The organism is Streptomyces sp. NPDC005898 (assembly GCF_040629635.1).
In the GTDB taxonomy this organism is placed as follows: domain Bacteria; phylum Actinomycetota; class Actinomycetes; order Streptomycetales; family Streptomycetaceae; genus Streptomyces.
Genome location: NZ_JBEXWC010000007.1, coordinates 23,916 through 40,548 on the forward strand (window position 1 = coordinate 23,916; position 16,633 = coordinate 40,548).

A 16,633-nucleotide genomic window follows, 5' to 3' on the forward strand; every position below is an offset into this window, starting at 1 on the left:
CCCCGCGCCCCTTCAGGGGGTCTGCCGTGCGGCGGGCGGCTTCGCTCAGGGCGCTTGCCGTGCGGCGGCCCTCGTTCCGGATGTCTCCGCGGGTGCGACGTGGTTGCTCGCGCAGTTCCCCGCGCCCCTTCAGGGGGTCTGCCGTGCGACGGGCGGCTTCGCTCAGGGCGCTTGCCGTGCGGCGGCCCTCGTTCCGGATGTCTCCGCGGGTGCGACGTGGTTGCTCGCGCCGTTCCCCGCGCCCCTTCAGGGCGCGCCCCCGACCCCGGGTCAGGGGCGCGAGGAACTGCGCGCCCAGCCCCCACCCAGCCGCACGAAGCGAAATCCCCCAGCCCCCCGGGGGCGCGAGGAACTGCGCGACCAGCCACGTCCGACCCGCACGAGACCCGAGACCCGAACCGACACCCCCCAAGGGGCGCGGGGAACTGCGCGGCTAGCCCCCACCCAGCCGCACGAACACCGATCCCCGGCCCGGGAGGGCTAGTGCGCGGCGGATTCCCAGTTCGGGCCCACGCCTACCGAGACGTCCAGCGGGGCCCGCAAGGCCACCGCGCCGGCCATCTCCCGGCGGACCAGCTCCTCCACCTTCGCCCGCTCCCCCGGAGCGATCTCCAGGACGATTTCGTCGTGCACCTGGAGCAGCATCCGGGAGTCGAGCCCCGCCTCGGTCAGCGCGCGGTGCACGTTCAGCATGGCGATCTTGACGATGTCGGCGGCCGTGCCCTGGATCGGGGCGTTCAGCGCCATCCGCTCGGCCATCTCGCGGCGCTGGCGGTTGTCGCTGTTGAGGTCGGGGAGGTAACGCCGGCGGCCCAGCATCGTCTCCGTGTACCCCGTGGCACGCGCCTCGTCGACCGCGCGGCGCAGATAGTCCCGCACCCCGCCGAACCGCTCGAAGTACGTGTCCATCAGGGCCCGCGCCTCGCCCGCGTCGATGTTCAGCTGCTGGGAGAGGCCGAACGCGGACAGGCCGTAGGCCAGGCCGTACGACATCGCCTTGATCTTGCGCCGCATCTCCGCGTCCACGGCGTCGCGCGCCACGGAGAAGACCTGCGAGGCGACGGTGGTGTGCAGGTCCTCGCCGGAGGTGAACGCCTCCAGGAGGCCCTCGTCCTCGGAGAGGTGCGCCATCACGCGCAGCTCGATCTGGCTGTAGTCCGCCGTCATCAGCGACTCGAAGCCCTCGCCGACGACGAACCCGCGGCGGATCGCCCGGCCCTCGTCGGTGCGGACCGGGATGTTCTGGAGGTTGGGGTCGGTCGAGGAGAGCCGGCCCGTGGCGGCCACCGTCTGGTTGAACGTGGTGTGGATGCGGCCGTCCGCGGCGATCGACTTGATCAGGCCCTCGACGGTGACGCGCAGCTTCGCCTGCTCGCGGTGGCGGAGCATGATGACGGGCAGTTCGTTCTCCGTCTGGGCGGCGAGCCAGGCCAGCGCGTCGGCGTCCGTGGTGTAGCCGGTCTTGGTCTTCTTCGTCTTGGGGAGGTTCAGCTCGCCGAAGAGGACTTCCTGGAGCTGCTTGGGTGAGCCGAGGTTGAACTCGTGGCCCGCCGCCGCGTGCGCCGCCTTCACGGCCTGCTGCACGGCGCCCGCGAACTGCTGCTCCATCGCCTCCAGATGGGCGCGGTCGGCCGCGATGCCGTGCCGCTCCAGGCGGGCCAGGAGCGTGGACGTCGGCAGTTCGACGTCCGTCAACAGGTCGCTCGCGCCGACCTCCTGGAGCTTCTCGCCGAAGGCGGCGCCCAGGTCGAGGACGGTGCGGGCCTGCGACATCAGGTGGTCGGCCTCGGCCCGGTCGTCCTCCTCCGTGCCGAAGGCGAGCTGGCCGTCCCCGGCGGAGGCGGGCGCCAGCTCGCGGCCCAGGTACTCCAGGGAGAGCGCGTCCAGGGCGAAGGAGCGGCGGCCCGGCTTGACCAGGTACGCGGCCAGGGCGGTGTCCATGGTGACGCCGGCCACGCTCCAGCCGTGCTCGGGGAAGACCCGCATCACGGACTTGGCGTTGTGCAGGACCTTCGGCTTGTCGGCGTCGGCGATCCACGCCGCGAACGCGTTCTCGTCGGCCTCGTCCAGGGTGGTCGGGTCGAACCAGGCGGCCGCTCCGCCGGCCGCGGCGAGCGCGACCTCGGTGACGGTGCCCGAACCGAGCCGCCAGGTGTCGACCGTGGCCATGCCGAGGACCGCCTTGCCGTGCTCGGCGAGCCAGGGGGCCAGCTCGCCCGCGCCGAGCACCGCGCCGTCCAGCTCGACACCGGGCGCCGCCGGGGCCTGCTCGGCCTCCTCGGCTCCCGGGTCGACGGCGAGGAGCCGCTCGCGCAGCGAGGGGTTACGGATCTCCAGGGTGTCCAGGACCATGGCGAGCGCCGTGCGGTCGTAGGGAGCGCGCGCCAGGTCGGCGACCGTCTTGGGCAGCTCGACGTCGCGGACCATCTCCGTGAGGCGGCGGTTGAGCTTGACCGACTCCAGGTGATCGCGGAAGTTCTGCCCGGCCTTGCCCTTGACCTCGTCGGCGCGCTCGACCAGGTCGGCGAACGAACCGAACTGGTTGATCCACTTCGCGGCGGTCTTCTCGCCGACGCCGGGGATGCCCGGGAGGTTGTCCGACGGGTCGCCGCGCAACGCCGCGAAGTCGGGGTACTGGGCGGGGGTGAGGCCGTACTTCTCCGTGACCTTCTCCGGCGTGAAACGCGTCAGCTCCGAGACGCCCTTCGTCGGATAGAGCACCGTCACGTGGTCGGTGATCAGCTGGAAGGAGTCGCGGTCACCCGTGACGATCAGCACGTCGAAGCCGGCCGCCTCCGCCTGTGTGGCGAGCGTGGCGATGACGTCGTCCGCCTCGAAGCCGTCGACGGCGAAGCGCACCGCGTGCATCGCGTCGAGCAGCTCGCCGATCAGCTCGACCTGGCCCTTGAACTCGTCCGGGGTCTTGGAGCGGTTCGCCTTGTAGTCCGGGAACTCCTGGGAGCGCCACGTCTTGCGGGAGACGTCGAACGCCACCGCGAAGTGCGTGGGCGCCTCGTCACGCAGGGTGTTCGCCAGCATCGAGGCGAAGCCGTAGATCGCGTTCGTCGGCTGGCCCGTCGCGGTCGTGAAATTCTCCGCGGGCAGCGCGAAGAACGCCCGGTAGGCCAGGGAGTGCCCGTCCATGAGGAGCAGGCGCGGGCGCTGCTCGCCTCCCGCCCCGCCGGCCTGGGTCGCCGCGGACTCGGACTTCTTCTTCGATGCTGTTTCTGCCACGTCCCCGATCCTGCCACGCCGCACCGACAGTCCCGCCCCGTCCCGGCCCACGGCCGGGCATTGTCACCGGCGCGTGGGAGGATCGATGACGTAGCTCACGTACGTGCTCGAAGGGGAGCCGACCATGGCAAGCAAGCCGCCCAAGGGCGATCCGGTCCAGGACGCGCCGCAGGTCGCCGAGGCCCGGCACGCGGCGGCGGGGCTGCCCGCCATCGGTCACACGCTGCGGATGGCACAGCAGCAGATGGGGGTGCGCCGCACCGCGCTGACCCTGCTGCGGGTCAATCAGAAGGACGGCTTCGACTGCCCCGGCTGTGCCTGGCCGGAGCCGGAGCACCGCCACAAGGCGGAGTTCTGCGAGAACGGCGCGAAGGCGGTCGCCGAGGAGGCCACGCTGCGCCGCGTGACGCCCGACTTCTTCGCCGCGCACCCCGTCGCCGACCTCGCCACCCGCAGTGGTTACTGGCTGGGGCAGCAGGGCCGCCTCACCCACCCCATGTATCTGGCGGAGGGCGCCGAGCGCTACGAGCCGGTCAGCTGGGAGCGGGCCTTCGACATCGTCGCCGAGGAGCTGGCGGCCCTGGAGAGCCCCGACGAGTCCGTGTTCTACACCTCGGGCCGCACCAGCAACGAAGCGGCGTTCCTCTACCAGCTCTTCGCCCGCGAGCTGGGCACGAACAACCTCCCCGACTGTTCGAACATGTGCCATGAGTCGTCCGGCTCCGCGCTGACCGAGACGATCGGCGTCGGCAAGGGCAGCGTCCTCCTGGAGGACCTGTACCAGTCGGACCTGATCATCGTCGCCGGGCAGAACCCCGGCACGAACCACCCGCGCATGCTCTCCGCCCTGGAGAAGGCCAAGAACAACGGCGCGAGGATCATCACGGTCAATCCGCTGCCCGAAGCGGGCATGGAGCGCTTCAAGAACCCGCAGACCCCCCAGGGCATGCTCAAGGGCACCGCCCTCACCGACCTCTTCCTGCAGATCCGCCTCGGCGGCGACCAGGCCCTCTTCCGCCTCCTCAACAAGCTGATCCTCCAGACCGAGGGCGCGGTCGACGAGACGTTCGTACGCGAACACACCCACGGGTACGAGGAGTTCGCCGCCGCCGCTCGCGACGCCGACTGGGACGACACCCTCCGGGCCACCGGCCTGGACCGGGCCCGCATCGAGGAGGCCCTCGCCATGGTCCTCGCCTCGAAGCGCACCGTCGTGTGCTGGGCGATGGGCCTGACCCAGCACAAGCACTCCGTGCCGACCATCCGCGAAGTCGTCAACTTCCTTCTGCTGCGCGGCAACATCGGCCGCCCCGGCGCCGGCGTCTGCCCCGTGCGCGGCCACTCGAACGTGCAGGGCGACCGCACGATGGGCATCTTCGAGCGGCCCGCGCCCGCCTTCCTCGACGCCCTGGAGAAGGAGTTCGGCTTCGCGCCGCCCCGCCGGCACGGCCTGGACGTCGTGCGCGCCATCCGCGCCCTGCGCGACGGCGAGGCGAAGGTGTTCTTCGCCATGGGCGGCAACTTCGTGTCGGCCTCCCCCGACACCGAGGTCACCGAGGCGGCCATGCGCAAGGCGCGCCTGACCGTGCACGTCTCCACCAAGCTGAACCGCTCGCACGCCGTCACCGGCGCGCGCGCCCTGATCCTGCCCACCCTCGGGCGCACCGAGCGCGATGTGCGGGCCGGCGGCGAGCAGTTCGTCACCGTCGAGGACTCCATGGGCATGGTGCACGCCTCCCGGGGCCGCCTGGAGCCCGCGAGCGAGCAGCTGCTGTCCGAGCCCGCCATCGTGTGCCGCCTCGCGCGCCGCGTCCTCGGCCCCGGCTCGCGCACCCCCTGGGAGGAGTTCGAGAGGGACTACGCCTCCGTCCGCGACCGCATCGCCCGCGTCATCCCCGGCTTCGAGGACTTCAACGCGCGCGTGGCGCACCCCGGCGGCTTCGCCCTGCCGCACGCCCCGCGCGACGAGCGCCGCTTCCCCACCGCCACCGGCAAGGCCAACTTCACGGCCGCGCCCGTCGAGTACCCGGCCCTGCCCGAGGGGCGGCTGCTGCTGCAGACCCTGCGCTCCCACGACCAGTACAACACCACCATCTACGGCCTGGACGACCGCTACCGCGGCATCAAGAACGGCCGCCGCGTCGTCCTGGTCAACCCCGAGGACGCCGGGAGGCTGGGCTTCGCCGACGGGACGTACGCCGACCTGGTCGGCGAGTGGCAGGACGGCGTGGAGCGCCGCGCCCCCGGCTTCCGCGTCGTGCACTACCCGACGGCCCGCGGGTGCGCCGCCGCCTACTACCCCGAGACCAACGTGCTGGTGCCGCTGGACGCCACCGCCGACACCAGCAACACCCCTGCCAGCAAGTCCGTCGTCGTACGCCTGGAACAATCGGCGCTCGACTGAGCGTTCGCTCAGCGACAGGTCGAGCAACAGCAGTCGAGCGACACCGGGTGTCGACGAACGAACGGAGCCGGGCCCCATGGGTGAGCAGCACAGCGTGAAGTTCCCGCAGGAGGTCATCGACGAGTACGCCTCGCTCGGTGTCGACCTGCCCTCCCTGTTCTCGGCGGGCCACCTCGGCACCCGCATGGGGGTCCAGATCCTGGAGGCCTCGGCGGAGCGAGTCGTCGCCACCATGCCGGTCGAGGGCAACACCCAGCCGTACGGCCTGCTGCACGGCGGCGCCTCCGCGGTCCTCGCCGAGACCCTCGGCTCGGTCGGCGCGATGCTGCACGGCGGCAGCAAGAAGCTCGCCGTCGGCGTCGACCTGAACTGCACGCACCACCGCGGTGCCCGCTCCGGTCTGGTCACCGGCGTGGCGACGCCCGTGCACCGCGGCCGCTCCACGGCCACGTACGAGATCGTGATCAGCGACGAGCAGGGCAGGCGGGTGTGCAGCGCGCGGCTGACCTGCATGCTGCGGGACGTCCCCGCCGAAGGCGCGCCGGAGCCGGCCGGCGCCGACGGCTGATTCCCCGACGGGCGGACCCGCACGGGCCGTCGGGATGTGCGCCGTCGGGATGTGCGCGGTCGGCGCGGCGGCGGTCTGGCGCGGGCGCGGGCCGCGGTCTAGCGTCGGCGCATGCGGCACCGGATGCGGCTCAGCGCGCTCGCCCTCGCGCTCCCGTTGACCCTCGGCACGGGCTGCGGCGGCCCCGCCGCGGAAGGCGCCGGGAGCACGGGGAGCGCCGGGAGCACCACCAGTTCCGTCGGCGGCGGCCCCTCCCCCGGCGCCACCTCCCCCGCCGCGTTGTGCACCGCGCTCGTCACCGAGTGGGCCCGGCAGCTCTACGCCGCGGACGGCTCGGGCGGCCCGAGTGGCTCGGGGGGCTACGGCGACTACCAGTCGATGGGCCTGTCGAACGGGCAGTACGCGATCCTGCGCGACGTCCTGGACGCCGCCCGCGCCGAGCGCCGACGGCAATCCGCCGCCGCGGGACGGAAGTTGATCGACCGGCAGGCGCGGAAGCGGTGTGCCGAGCGCCACCGCGACGGCGGGCCGAGCGGCGGGCCGTGGACGTGAACGCCATCGGCCCGGTCGAGCCGGGCGAGGACACCTACGACCACGAGACGGTCGCCCCCGAGCCGGCGCCGCCCGATCCGCGCCGGCGCCGCAACCGCCGCCGGGCGTTCGCCGCCACCGCGGCCGTGGCCCTCACCGGGGTCGGGATCGGCCTCTACGTGACACGTCCGCAGCCGCCGCCCGCCCCGCCCCCGCCCTGGCCGTCGCAGAGCGTGTCGGTGACGTACACCGACGAGATGTCCCGCCCCCGGGCCGGTGAGCGGGCCTTCACCTTCGCCGTCCGGGTCACCCAGTGGTCCGGGCCCCCGGTGTCCCTGCTGAGGGTCGCCCAGCCCTCGGCGGCGCTTTCGGTACGCACATCGCCCGGCACCCCATTCACGGTGAAAACGGGAACACCCCGGAAGTTGATCATCACGGTGCACATTCGCGAATGCGGAGAAGTGCCACGGAATGTCAGGCTCCCTTTCCTGGAGGTAACGCTGCGTAATGCGCGGGCAAAGCAGCGGCAGAGTTACATCCTGGGTCCGGAATACGCCAATGATCTTTCCGGGGCGCTGAGTGCCGCATGCCCGCGAACACGCACGTCATGAGCCAAACACCTTTACGGTCCTGCCGCCTGTCCTGGAGATTCTCACCATGTGGATACGCCGAGATCCACCGAACAGGGTCGTATTCGTCCTCAACCGCCCCCTGCGTTCCAGCCCGGAATACTCCGTGGCATAACAAGAGCGTCACAGCCTGGGTCCGACCACTCCACTGGGCACAAAGGCGCCCTTAGAGTCACGGCCAGTCACCGCGCCCACCGGATTCCCGTCAGTTCGGTTCCGCGCTCGACTCGGCGTTCCAGCAAGGGACAGCCGTGCCAGGGGAAAGGACTGATCGTGCGTCAACGTTCGCTCATAGCCATCACCGCTGCACTCACCGCCGGGGCTCTGACCCTGACCGCCTGTGGCTCGCGCGACGACAAGGACAAGGAGAGCGCCGGAGGCGGCGGCACCACCGTGGTCATCGGCGTCGACGCGCCGCTGACCGGTGACCTCTCCGCGCTGGGCCTCGGCATCCGCAACTCCGTCGAGCTCGCCGCCAAGCAGGCCAACGCCAAGAAGTACGTCGATGGCATCACCTTCAAGGTGCAGTCCGCGGACGACCAGGGCCAGCCCTCGTCCGGCCAGACGAACGCCACCAAGTTCGTCGCCAACAAGGAGCTCCTCGGCGCCGTCGGCCCGCTGAACTCCTCCGTCGGCGAGTCCATGCAGAAGGTCTTCGACGACGCCAAACTCGTCCAGGTCTCCCCCGCCAACACCAACCCGGCCATGACCCAGGGCCAGGACTGGAACGGCGGCAAGAAGGTCCGCCCGTACAAGGCCTACTTCCGCACCGCCACCACGGACGCCATCCAGGGTCCCTTCGCGGCGCAGTACCTGTACAACAAGGCCAAGAAGAAGCGGGTCTACGTCATCGACGACAAGAAGACCTACGGCGCCGGCCTCGCCGCCACCTTCAAGGACGAGTTCACCAAGCTCGGCGGCAAGGTCGCCGGCACCGAGCACGTCAACCCGGACACCAAGGACTTCGGCGCCGTCGCCACCAAGATCAAGAACTCGAACGCCGACGTCGTCTACTACGGCGGCGAGTACCCGGCCGCCGGCCCGCTCAGCAAGCAGATGAAGAAGGCCGGGGCCAAGATCCCGCTCGTCGGCGGCGACGGCCTCTACAGCGCCGACTACATCAAGCTCGCCGGCAAGGACGGCAAGGGCGACTACGCCACCTCCGTCGGCCAGCCCGTCGAGCAGCTGCCCTCCGCCAAGGAGTTCATCGCCAACTACAAGAAGGCCGGCTACAAGGAGGCCTACGAGGCCTACGGCGGCTACTCCTACGACAGCGCCTGGGCCATCATCGAGGCCGTCAAGAAGGTCGTCGAGGACAACGACGGCAAGCTGCCCTCCGACGCCCGCGCCAAGATCGTCGACGCCATGCAGGACGTCTCCTTCGACGGCGTGACCGGCAAGGTCGCCTTCGACGAGTACGGCGACGCCACCAACAAGCAGCTCACGGTCTACCAGGTCAAGGACACCGCCGACCCGGCCAAGGGCTGGAAGCCCGTCGAGTCCGGCACCTACACCGGCTGACCCACCCCCGCAGCACGACACCGCCGCGCGGAGCGCTGCCCGACAGCGCCCCGCGCGGCGTCGCATCCGACGCCGCGACGACGACCGTCGCAGCGGTGCCGTACCCGTCGCTTTCGAAAGACTCGGAGGACCTGCGGTGCACGAACTGCCGCAACAGCTGGTCAATGGCCTGCTACTGGGATCCATGTACGGCCTGATCGCCATCGGCTACACAATGGTCTACGGCATCGTCCAGCTCATCAACTTCGCCCACGGCGAGATCTTCATGGTCGGCGGCTTCGGCGCCCTCACCGTCTGGCTCTGGCTCCCCGGCTCCACGACCATGTGGGTGGCCATCCCCCTCATGCTCCTGGGCGCCGTCATCGTCTCCACCACCATCGCCATCGGAGCCGAACGCTTCGCCTACCGGCCCCTGCGCGGCGCCCCGCGGCTCGCCCCGCTCATCACCGCCATCGGCCTCTCGCTCGCCCTCCAGCAAGCCGTCTGGGCCTGGTACCCGAACGCCAAGTCCTCCCGCACGTTCCCCGAGATCCCCGGCGACTCCATCCACCTCGGCAGCGTCACCATCCAGCCCGGCGACCTCTTCCTCGTCGCCGCCGCACCGATCTGCATGTTCGCCCTCGGCTGGTTCGTCATGAAGACCCGCGTCGGCCGCGGCATGCAGGCCACCGCCCAGGACCCCGACACCGCCAAACTCATGGGCGTCAACACCGACCGCGTCATCGTCGTCGCCTTCGCCCTCGGCGCCGCCTTCGCCGGCATCGCCGCCGTCGCCTACGGCTTCCGCTACGGCGAGGTCAACTTCCGCATGGGCTTCCTGTGGGGCCTCAAGGCCTTCACCGCCGCCGTCCTCGGCGGCATCGGCAACATCTACGGCGCCATGATCGGCGGACTCGTCCTCGGCGTCGCCGAAGCCCTCGCCACCGCCTACATGAACAACATCCCCGGAATGGACAAGCTCGGCGGCCAGTCCTGGGCCGACGTCTGGGCGTTCGTACTCCTCATCGTCGTCCTCCTCGTCAGACCCCAGGGCCTGCTCGGCGAGCGCGTCGCGGACAGGGCGTGACCACCATGACCACACAGACCACAGCGGCCGGCGCCCCCCGCCCCCGCGAGGAGAACGCCCCCACGGGCCTCATCCCGCTGCCCGCCGGACCCGCCCGCGCCATGGCCACCGGCGGCGGCGCCCTCACCGTCGTCTCCGCCTTCCTCGCCTGGACGTGGACCGCCGCCTTCCCCGGCGACCTCACCGTCTACGGCTACCCCGGCGGCCTCCAGTGGCTCGTCCTCATCACGGGCGCCCTCACCACCCTCATCGGCCTCGCCTCCTACGGGATCAGGGGCGTCCGCGCCCTCACCCCCGGCAACGCCGACGCCGCGCTCAAATACGCGGCCCTCGCCGCCTTCACCACCGCCTGGTACACGGTCCTCGCCATCAGCACCAAGCTCGGCGGACTCGCCAACCTCGAACCCGGCGGCTGGATCGTGGCCCTCGCCACCCTCACCGCCCTCACCGGCGCCCTCGCCCTGCCCTTCGAACGGCCCCAGACCTACCCGGTCGACCCCGAGGACACCGGCTGGGTCCAGTTCAAGCACCGCCTGCGCAACGGCCTGACCATCGCCAAGGGAGCCTTCGCCGCCGAAGCGCCCCCCACCCCGCGCAAGCTCCCCTCGTACCTCGAGATCCTGGTCATCGTCGCCGCCCTCGCCACCGGCCTCCTGGTCTTCACCTACGGCATCGGCACCGAGTACGACGAACTCTTCATCGGCTTCCTCCTCTCGGTCGCCCTCGGCTTCGCCGCCCTCACCAAGGCCGGCCTCGTCGCCCAGGTCTCCGTGTACACCGCGCGCCACCGCAACGTCACCATGATCGGCGCGTTCCTCGCCGCCGCCGCCTTCCCGTTCACACAGAACGACGACCAGTACGCCACCATCGGCGTCTACATCCTCATCTTCGCCACCGTCGCCCTCGGCCTGAACATCGTCGTCGGCCTCGCCGGCCTCCTCGACCTCGGATACGTCGCCTTCCTCGGCGTCGGCGCCTACGCCGCCTCCATGGTCTCCGGAGCCCCCAGCTCCCCCTTCGGCATCCACCTCCCCTTCTGGGGAGCGATCCTCGTCGGCGCCGCCGCCTCCCTCGTCTTCGGCGTCCTCATCGGCGCCCCCACCCTGCGGCTGCGCGGCGACTACCTCGCCATCGTCACCCTCGGCTTCGGCGAGATCTTCCGCATCGTCGCCATGAACAGCGACGGCACCTCCGGACCCGACATCACCAACGGGTCCAACGGCATCTCCTCCATCCCGAACCTGAAGATCCTCGGCTTCGACCTCGGCCTGGAACACAGCATCGGCGGCTTCACCATCGGCCGCTTCGCCAACTACTTCTTCCTGATGCTGCTCATCACCCTCGTCGTCGTCCTCGTCTTCCGGCGCAGCGGCGACTCCCGCATCGGACGGGCCTGGGTCGCCATCCGCGAGGACGAGACCGCCGCCCTCGCCATGGGCATCAACGGCTTCCGCGTCAAGCTCATCGCCTTCGCCCTCGGCGCCTCGCTCGCCGGCCTCGCCGGCACCGTCCAGGCCCACGTGACCTACACCGTCACCCCCGAGCAGTACCAGTTCGCCAACACCGTGCCGCCCAACTCCGCCTTCCTGCTCGCCGCCGTCGTCCTCGGCGGCATGGGCACCATCAGCGGACCCCTGGTCGGCGCGGCACTGCTCTACCTCATCCCCAACAAGCTCGCCTTCCTCGGCGACTACCAGCTCTTCGCCTTCGGCCTCGCCCTCGTGCTCCTCATGCGCTTCCGCCCCGAAGGCCTCATCCCCAACCGCCGCCGCCAACTCGAGTTCCACGAAGCCGAACTCGCGCCCGGCGAGACGCCGCCGCCCGCAGTCCTCAGCAAGACAGGGGCCTGAGCCATGACCACCGACACCACCGAAAAGGGCCAGGCCCCCGACACCCCGGCCGGCCGGACCGTCCTCGACGCCCGCGGCGTCACCATGCGCTTCGGCGGCCTCACCGCCGTACGCTCCGTCGACCTCACCGTCAACAGCGGCGAGATCGTCGGCCTCATCGGCCCCAACGGCGCCGGCAAGACCACCTTCTTCAACTGCCTCACCGGCCTCTACGTCCCCACCGAGGGCGAGGTCCGCTACCAGGGCCGGGTCCTGCCCGCCAAGTCCTTCAAGGTCACCGCCGCCGGCATCGCCCGCACCTTCCAGAACATCCGGCTCTTCGCCAACATGACCGTCCTGGAGAACGTCCTCGTCGGCCGGCACACCCGTACGAAGGAAGGCCTCTGGTCGGCGCTCCTGCGCGGCCCCGGCTTCCACCGGGCCGAAGCCGCCTCCAAGGCCCGCGCCATGGAACTCCTCGACTTCGTCGGCCTCGCCGACAAGGCCGAACACCTCTCGCGCAACCTCCCCTACGGCGAGCAGCGCAAGCTGGAGATCGCGCGGGCGCTGGCCAGCGAACCCGGCCTGCTCCTCCTGGACGAGCCCACCGCCGGCATGAACCCCCAGGAGACCCGCGCGACCGAAGAGCTCGTCTTCGCCATCCGCGACATGGGCATCGCCGTCCTCGTCATCGAGCACGACATGCGCTTCATCTTCAACCTCTGCGACCGCGTAGCCGTCCTCGTGCAGGGCGAGAAACTCATCGAAGGAAGCAGCGAAACGGTCCGCCAGGACGACCGCGTCATCGCCGCCTACCTCGGCGAACCCTTCGAGGAGAACAACTGATGACCGCACTCCTTGAGGTCGAGGACCTCCGCGTCGCCTACGGCAAGATCGAAGCCGTCAAAGGCATCTCCTTCACCGTCGAGGCCGGCAAAGTCGTCACCCTCATCGGCACCAACGGCGCCGGAAAGACCACGACGCTGCGCACGCTCTCCGGACTGCTCAAGCCGGTCGGCGGCACCATCAAATTCGACGGTAAAACACTGCGGAAATACCGGGCGGACCAAATCGTCTCCCTGGGCCTCGCCCACTCCCCCGAGGGCCGGCACATTTTCCCCCGCATGACCATCGAGAACAATCTCCGCCTCGGCGCCTACCTCCGCTCCGACAAACCGGGCATCGAAAAGGACATCGCCCGCGCCTACGACCTCTTCCCCATCCTCGGGGAACGCCGGAAGCAGGCCGCGGGCACCCTCTCCGGCGGCGAACAGCAAATGCTCGCCATGGGGCGCGCCCTCATGTCCCAGCCGAAACTCCTCATGCTCGACGAGCCCTCCATGGGCCTCTCGCCGATCATGATGCAGAAGATCATGGCGACCATCGCCGAGCTGAAGGCCGGCGGCACGACGATCCTCCTCGTCGAGCAGAACGCGCAGGCCGCGCTCTCTCTGGCCGACGAGGGCCACGTCATGGAGGTCGGAAAGATCGTCCTGTCCGGCACAGGCGCCGACCTCCTGCACGACGAGTCCGTACGAAAGGCCTACCTGGGCGAGGACTGACCCCGCCCTCCCCCCCGTGGGGGGAGATCCACGAGGAGAGGCCCGCACCCCCGATCCGGGGCGCGGGCCTCTCCTCACACCTTCATGCGTGCGCACTCTCGTGCGTCCGCCGCTGCGGGCTAGCCCTTCGCCGCCTTCTTCTCCTCGGCGTCCTCGATGACCGCCTCCGCGACCTGCTGCATCGAGAGCCTGCGGTCCATCGACGTCTTCTGGATCCAGCGGAACGCGGCGGGCTCGGTCAGGCCGTACTCCGTCTGGAGGATCGACTTCGCCCGGTCCACCAGCTTCCGCGTCTCCAGCCGCTGGGAGAGGTCGGCGACCTCCTTCTCCAGCGTCTTCAGCTCCGCGAAGCGCGAGACGGCCATCTCGATCGCCGGCACGACGTCGCTCTTGCTGAACGGCTTCACCAGGTACGCCATCGCGCCCGCGTCCCTCGCCCGCTCGACGAGGTCGCGCTGCGAGAACGCGGTCAGCATCAGCACCGGGGCGATGGACTCCTCGGCGATCTTCTCGGCCGCGGAGATGCCGTCGAGGACGGGCATCTTCACGTCCAGGATCACGAGGTCCGGCCGGTGCTCGCGGGCCAGCTCGACGGCCTTCTCGCCGTCACCGGCCTCGCCCACGACGCTGTACCCCTCTTCCTCCAGCATCTCTTTGAGGTCGAGCCGGATCAGGGCCTCGTCCTCGGCGATGACGACGCGGGTCGTCAGCGGAGGCACGTGCGACTTGTCGTCGTCGGACACGTCGTCTACGGGCTGGGGCGACTCGGGGGCGGTCACGGGGGGCTCCTTGATCAGGGCAGGGGTACAGCTCCCAAGAGCCTACCTAGCTGCGGTATGGTGGTTGGGCAGCGGGTCGGGGGGAACCTTTGATTCGTTGGGCCCCGGTAGTCCAATTGGCAGCAGACGAAGGTCTCAAACACCTTACAGTGTGGGTTCGAGTCCCACCCGGGGCACTTTTCCTTCGTTCTCAAGGTCACTATCAACAAGCGGATGTTCTCGTTCTCGTGAATATCCGCTTTTTGCTGCTTGCACGCATTCGCGCATATGGACAGTGTGCGTATGAACTTCCATGGCACAGAGGTACGCCGGCGAGCACTCGCCCTGCTACGTGACGGCGCCAAGAACGCGGATGTCGCCCGTCGCCTGAGTGTCCCTCTGGGCACCATCAGCTATTGGAAGCATGAAGATCGCGTCAGGCGCGGAGAACCGGTGTCGAAGCGGCCATCGCTTCTCTGTCCTCGGTGCGACAGATGCCCGCTCGACGAAGCGGCGTACTCCTACCTGCTCGGTCTCTACCTCGGAGACGGCCACATCAGCCACTACGCCAAGCACAAGGCTCCCAGCCTCATGATCGCTCTGGATGACAGCTGGCCCGGCATCCAGGACCAAACCGAGTCCGCGCTCAGGGCGGTCTTTCCGCACAATGCCACGTGCCGCGTACGCGCGAAGGGCGCCCACAGCATCAAGGTCTACTCCAAGCATCTGCCCTGCCTCTTCCCCCAGCACGGCCCCGGCAAGAAGCACGACCGCGAGATCGCCCTCGAACCCTGGCAACAGGAGATCGTCGACGCCTATCCCTGGGATTTCGTCCGAGGGCTCATCCACTCCGACGGGTGCCGCGTCACCAACTGGACGACGCGGCTCATCGGCGGTGAGCGCAAGCGGTACGAATACCCCCGGTACTTCTTCACCAATGTCTCGCAGGACATCGTCCGGCTCTACACCGACACCCTGGACCGACTCGGCGTCCAGTGGACGCAGGCGAACGCACGGAACATCTCCGTGGCCCGCAAGGCGTCCGTGGCCCTCATGGACGCCCACGTCGGCCCCAAGCACTGAGCTATTCGTGGTCGTCGCTCTCGCCGATGCGGTGGACCCGGACCAGGTTGGTGGAGCCGGAGACGCCGGGTGGGGAGCCCGCCGTGATGACGACGACGTCGCCCTTCTCGCAGCGGCCGATCTTCAGGAGCAGCTCGTCGACCTGTTCGACCATCGCGTCGGTGGAGTCGACGTGCGGGCCGAGGAAGGTCTCCACGCCCCAGGTGAGGTTCAGCTGGGAGCGCGTCGCCGTGTCGGGGGTGAAGGCGAGGAGCGGGATGGGCGAGCGGTAGCGGGAGAGGCGGCGGACGGTGTCGCCGGACTGGGTGAAGGCGACGAGGAACTTGGCGCCGAGGAAGTCGCCCATCTCGGCGGCGGCGCGGGCGACGGCGCCGCCCTGGGTGCGGGGCTTGTTCCGCTCGGTGAGGGGCGGCAGGCCCTTGGCGAGGATGTCCTCCTCCGCGGCCTCGACGATGCGGCCCATGGTGCGGACCGTCTCGACGGGGTATTTGCCGACGCTGGTCTCGCCGGAGAGCATCACGGCGTCGGTGCCGTCGATGACGGCGTTGGCGACGTCGGACGCCTCGGCGCGCGTGGGCCGGGAGTTGTCGATCATCGAGTCGAGCATCTGGGTGGCGACGATGACCGGCTTGGCGTTGCGCTTGGCGAGTTTGACGGCGCGCTTTTGGACGATCGGGACCTGTTCGAGGGGCATTTCGACGCCGAGGTCGCCGCGGGCGACCATGATGCCGTCGAAGGCGGCGACGATGTCCTCGATGTTGTCGACCGCCTGCGGCTTCTCGATCTTGGCGATGACGGGGAGGCGGCGGCCCTCTTCGTCCATGATGCGGTGGACGTCCTCGATGTCGCGTCCGCTGCGGACGAAGGAGAGGGCGATGACGTCGCATCCGGTGCGCAGGGCCCAGCGGAGGTCTTCCTCGTCCTTGTCGGACAGGGCGGGGACGGAGACGGCGACGCCGGGGAGGTTGAGGCCCTTGTGGTCGGAGACCATGCCGCCTTCGACGACGGTGGTGGTGACGCGGGGGCCGTCGACGGCGGTGACCTCGAGGGTGACCTTGCCGTCGTCGACGAGGATGCGTTCGCCGGTGGTGACGTCCTGGGCGAGGCCGCCGTAGGTGGTGCCGCAGTGCTGGCGGTCGCCCTGGACGTCCTCTTCGACGGTGATGGTGAAGGTGTCACCGCGTTCAAGGAGTACAGGGCCTTCGCGGAAGCGGCCGAGGCGGATCTTCGGACCTTGAAGGTCGGCGAGGATGCCGATGCTGCGACCGCTCTCCTCGGAGGCCTTGCGCACGCGCTGGTAGCGCTCCTCGTGTGCGGCGTGGGTGCCGTGGCTGAGGTTGAAGCGGGCCACGTCCATTCCGGCGTGGACCAGGGCTTTGATCTGCTCGTACGAGTCGGTGGCGGGACCCAGGGTGCAGACGATTTTCGCTCGGCGCATGGTTCGAGCC

General features: G+C 69.8%; 13 protein-coding genes and 1 tRNA gene. 11 read left to right on the forward strand and 3 right to left on the reverse strand.

What is annotated here, in order from left to right:
• Positions 1-480 precede the first annotated feature (480 nt).
• Positions 481-3,234 carry a DNA polymerase I gene (gene polA / locus ABZ385_RS12005; RefSeq protein WP_358911186.1) on the reverse strand — a complete coding sequence of 918 codons (2,754 nt, stop codon included), beginning with the start codon at positions 3,232-3,234 and terminating at the stop codon, positions 481-483.
• A gap of 124 nt (positions 3,235-3,358) precedes the next feature.
• On the opposite strand from polA, the gene ABZ385_RS12010 reads away from it, so the two are divergent.
• The 9 genes from ABZ385_RS12010 (at position 3,359) to ABZ385_RS12050 (ending at position 13,344) form a co-directional block, all read left to right on the forward strand.
• On the forward strand, positions 3,359-5,638 hold the full coding sequence (locus ABZ385_RS12010; RefSeq protein WP_358911187.1) for an FdhF/YdeP family oxidoreductase: 2,280 nt from the start codon (positions 3,359-3,361) through the stop codon (positions 5,636-5,638).
• A gap of 76 nt (positions 5,639-5,714) precedes the next feature.
• Complete coding sequence (locus ABZ385_RS12015; RefSeq protein ID WP_358584765.1) at positions 5,715-6,206, forward strand: hotdog fold thioesterase; 492 nt, start codon at positions 5,715-5,717, stop codon at positions 6,204-6,206.
• 111 nt (positions 6,207-6,317) lie between these two features.
• A complete protein-coding gene (locus ABZ385_RS12020; protein ID WP_358911189.1) occupies positions 6,318-6,758 on the forward strand; it encodes a hypothetical protein in 441 nt (146 codons plus the stop codon).
• The gene (locus ABZ385_RS12025; protein ID WP_358584769.1) at positions 6,749-7,348 is read left to right on the forward strand and encodes a Tat pathway signal sequence domain protein; all 600 of its coding nucleotides are present in this window, start codon (positions 6,749-6,751) and stop codon (positions 7,346-7,348) included. Before ABZ385_RS12020 ends, ABZ385_RS12025 begins: the two co-directional genes overlap by 10 nt.
• Positions 7,349-7,639: 291 nt before the next feature.
• On the forward strand, positions 7,640-8,887 hold the full coding sequence (locus ABZ385_RS12030; RefSeq protein ID WP_358584771.1) for a branched-chain amino acid ABC transporter substrate-binding protein: 1,248 nt from the start codon (positions 7,640-7,642) through the stop codon (positions 8,885-8,887).
• Positions 8,888-9,023: 136 nt separating this feature from the next.
• Positions 9,024-9,953 (forward strand): branched-chain amino acid ABC transporter permease, encoded by a 930-nt coding sequence (locus ABZ385_RS12035; RefSeq protein ID WP_358584773.1) that lies wholly within the window; start codon positions 9,024-9,026, stop codon positions 9,951-9,953.
• Between the two features lie 5 nt (positions 9,954-9,958).
• Entirely contained in the window at positions 9,959-11,803 is a 1,845-nt protein-coding gene (locus ABZ385_RS12040; protein WP_358911190.1) for a branched-chain amino acid ABC transporter permease, read from the forward strand.
• Between the two features lie 3 nt (positions 11,804-11,806).
• Positions 11,807-12,628, forward strand: coding sequence for an ABC transporter ATP-binding protein (locus ABZ385_RS12045; protein WP_358584777.1), 822 nt, complete (start codon positions 11,807-11,809; stop codon positions 12,626-12,628).
• Positions 12,628-13,344, forward strand: coding sequence for an ABC transporter ATP-binding protein (locus ABZ385_RS12050; RefSeq protein ID WP_358584779.1), 717 nt, complete (start codon positions 12,628-12,630; stop codon positions 13,342-13,344). Before ABZ385_RS12045 ends, ABZ385_RS12050 begins: the two co-directional genes overlap by 1 nt.
• 119 nt (positions 13,345-13,463) lie before the next feature.
• Here the strand turns inward: ABZ385_RS12050 and ABZ385_RS12055 are convergent, their stop codons facing one another.
• The gene (locus ABZ385_RS12055) at positions 13,464-14,123 is read right to left on the reverse strand and encodes a response regulator (RefSeq protein ID WP_358584781.1); all 660 of its coding nucleotides are present in this window, start codon (positions 14,121-14,123) and stop codon (positions 13,464-13,466) included.
• Positions 14,124-14,224: 101 nt separating this feature from the next.
• Here ABZ385_RS12055 and ABZ385_RS12060 point away from each other — a divergent pair.
• Positions 14,225-14,299: transfer RNA gene (locus ABZ385_RS12060), tRNA-Leu, on the forward strand.
• A 106-nt stretch (positions 14,300-14,405) separates the two neighbouring features.
• Positions 14,406-15,185: a helix-turn-helix domain-containing protein gene (locus tag ABZ385_RS12065; RefSeq protein ID WP_358911192.1), complete on the forward strand. Its 780-nt coding sequence runs from the start codon at positions 14,406-14,408 to the stop codon at positions 15,183-15,185.
• Between the two features lies 1 nt (position 15,186).
• On the opposite strand, the gene pyk is transcribed toward ABZ385_RS12065, so the two are convergent.
• Positions 15,187-16,623 (reverse strand): pyruvate kinase, encoded by a 1,437-nt coding sequence (gene pyk, locus ABZ385_RS12070; protein WP_358584785.1) that lies wholly within the window; start codon positions 16,621-16,623, stop codon positions 15,187-15,189.
• Between the last annotated feature and the right edge of the window lie 10 nt (positions 16,624-16,633).

Bases quoted from the DNA above. Each gene is read 5' to 3' on its own strand.
- ABZ385_RS12010 (WP_358911187.1), top strand. From the start codon at position 3,359: ATGGCAAGCAAGCCGCCCAAGGGCGATCCGGTCCAGGACGCGCCGCAG.
- ABZ385_RS12045 (WP_358584777.1), top strand. From the start codon at position 11,807: ATGACCACCGACACCACCGAAAAGGGCCAGGCCCCCGACACCCCGGCC.
- ABZ385_RS12015 (WP_358584765.1), top strand. From the start codon at position 5,715: ATGGGTGAGCAGCACAGCGTGAAGTTCCCGCAGGAGGTCATCGACGAG.
- pyk (WP_358584785.1), bottom strand. From the start codon at position 16,623: ATGCGCCGAGCGAAAATCGTCTGCACCCTGGGTCCCGCCACCGACTCG.
- ABZ385_RS12065 (WP_358911192.1), top strand. From the start codon at position 14,406: ATGAACTTCCATGGCACAGAGGTACGCCGGCGAGCACTCGCCCTGCTA.
- ABZ385_RS12020 (WP_358911189.1), top strand. From the start codon at position 6,318: ATGCGGCACCGGATGCGGCTCAGCGCGCTCGCCCTCGCGCTCCCGTTG.
- ABZ385_RS12050 (WP_358584779.1), top strand. From the start codon at position 12,628: ATGACCGCACTCCTTGAGGTCGAGGACCTCCGCGTCGCCTACGGCAAG.
- ABZ385_RS12040 (WP_358911190.1), top strand. From the start codon at position 9,959: ATGACCACACAGACCACAGCGGCCGGCGCCCCCCGCCCCCGCGAGGAG.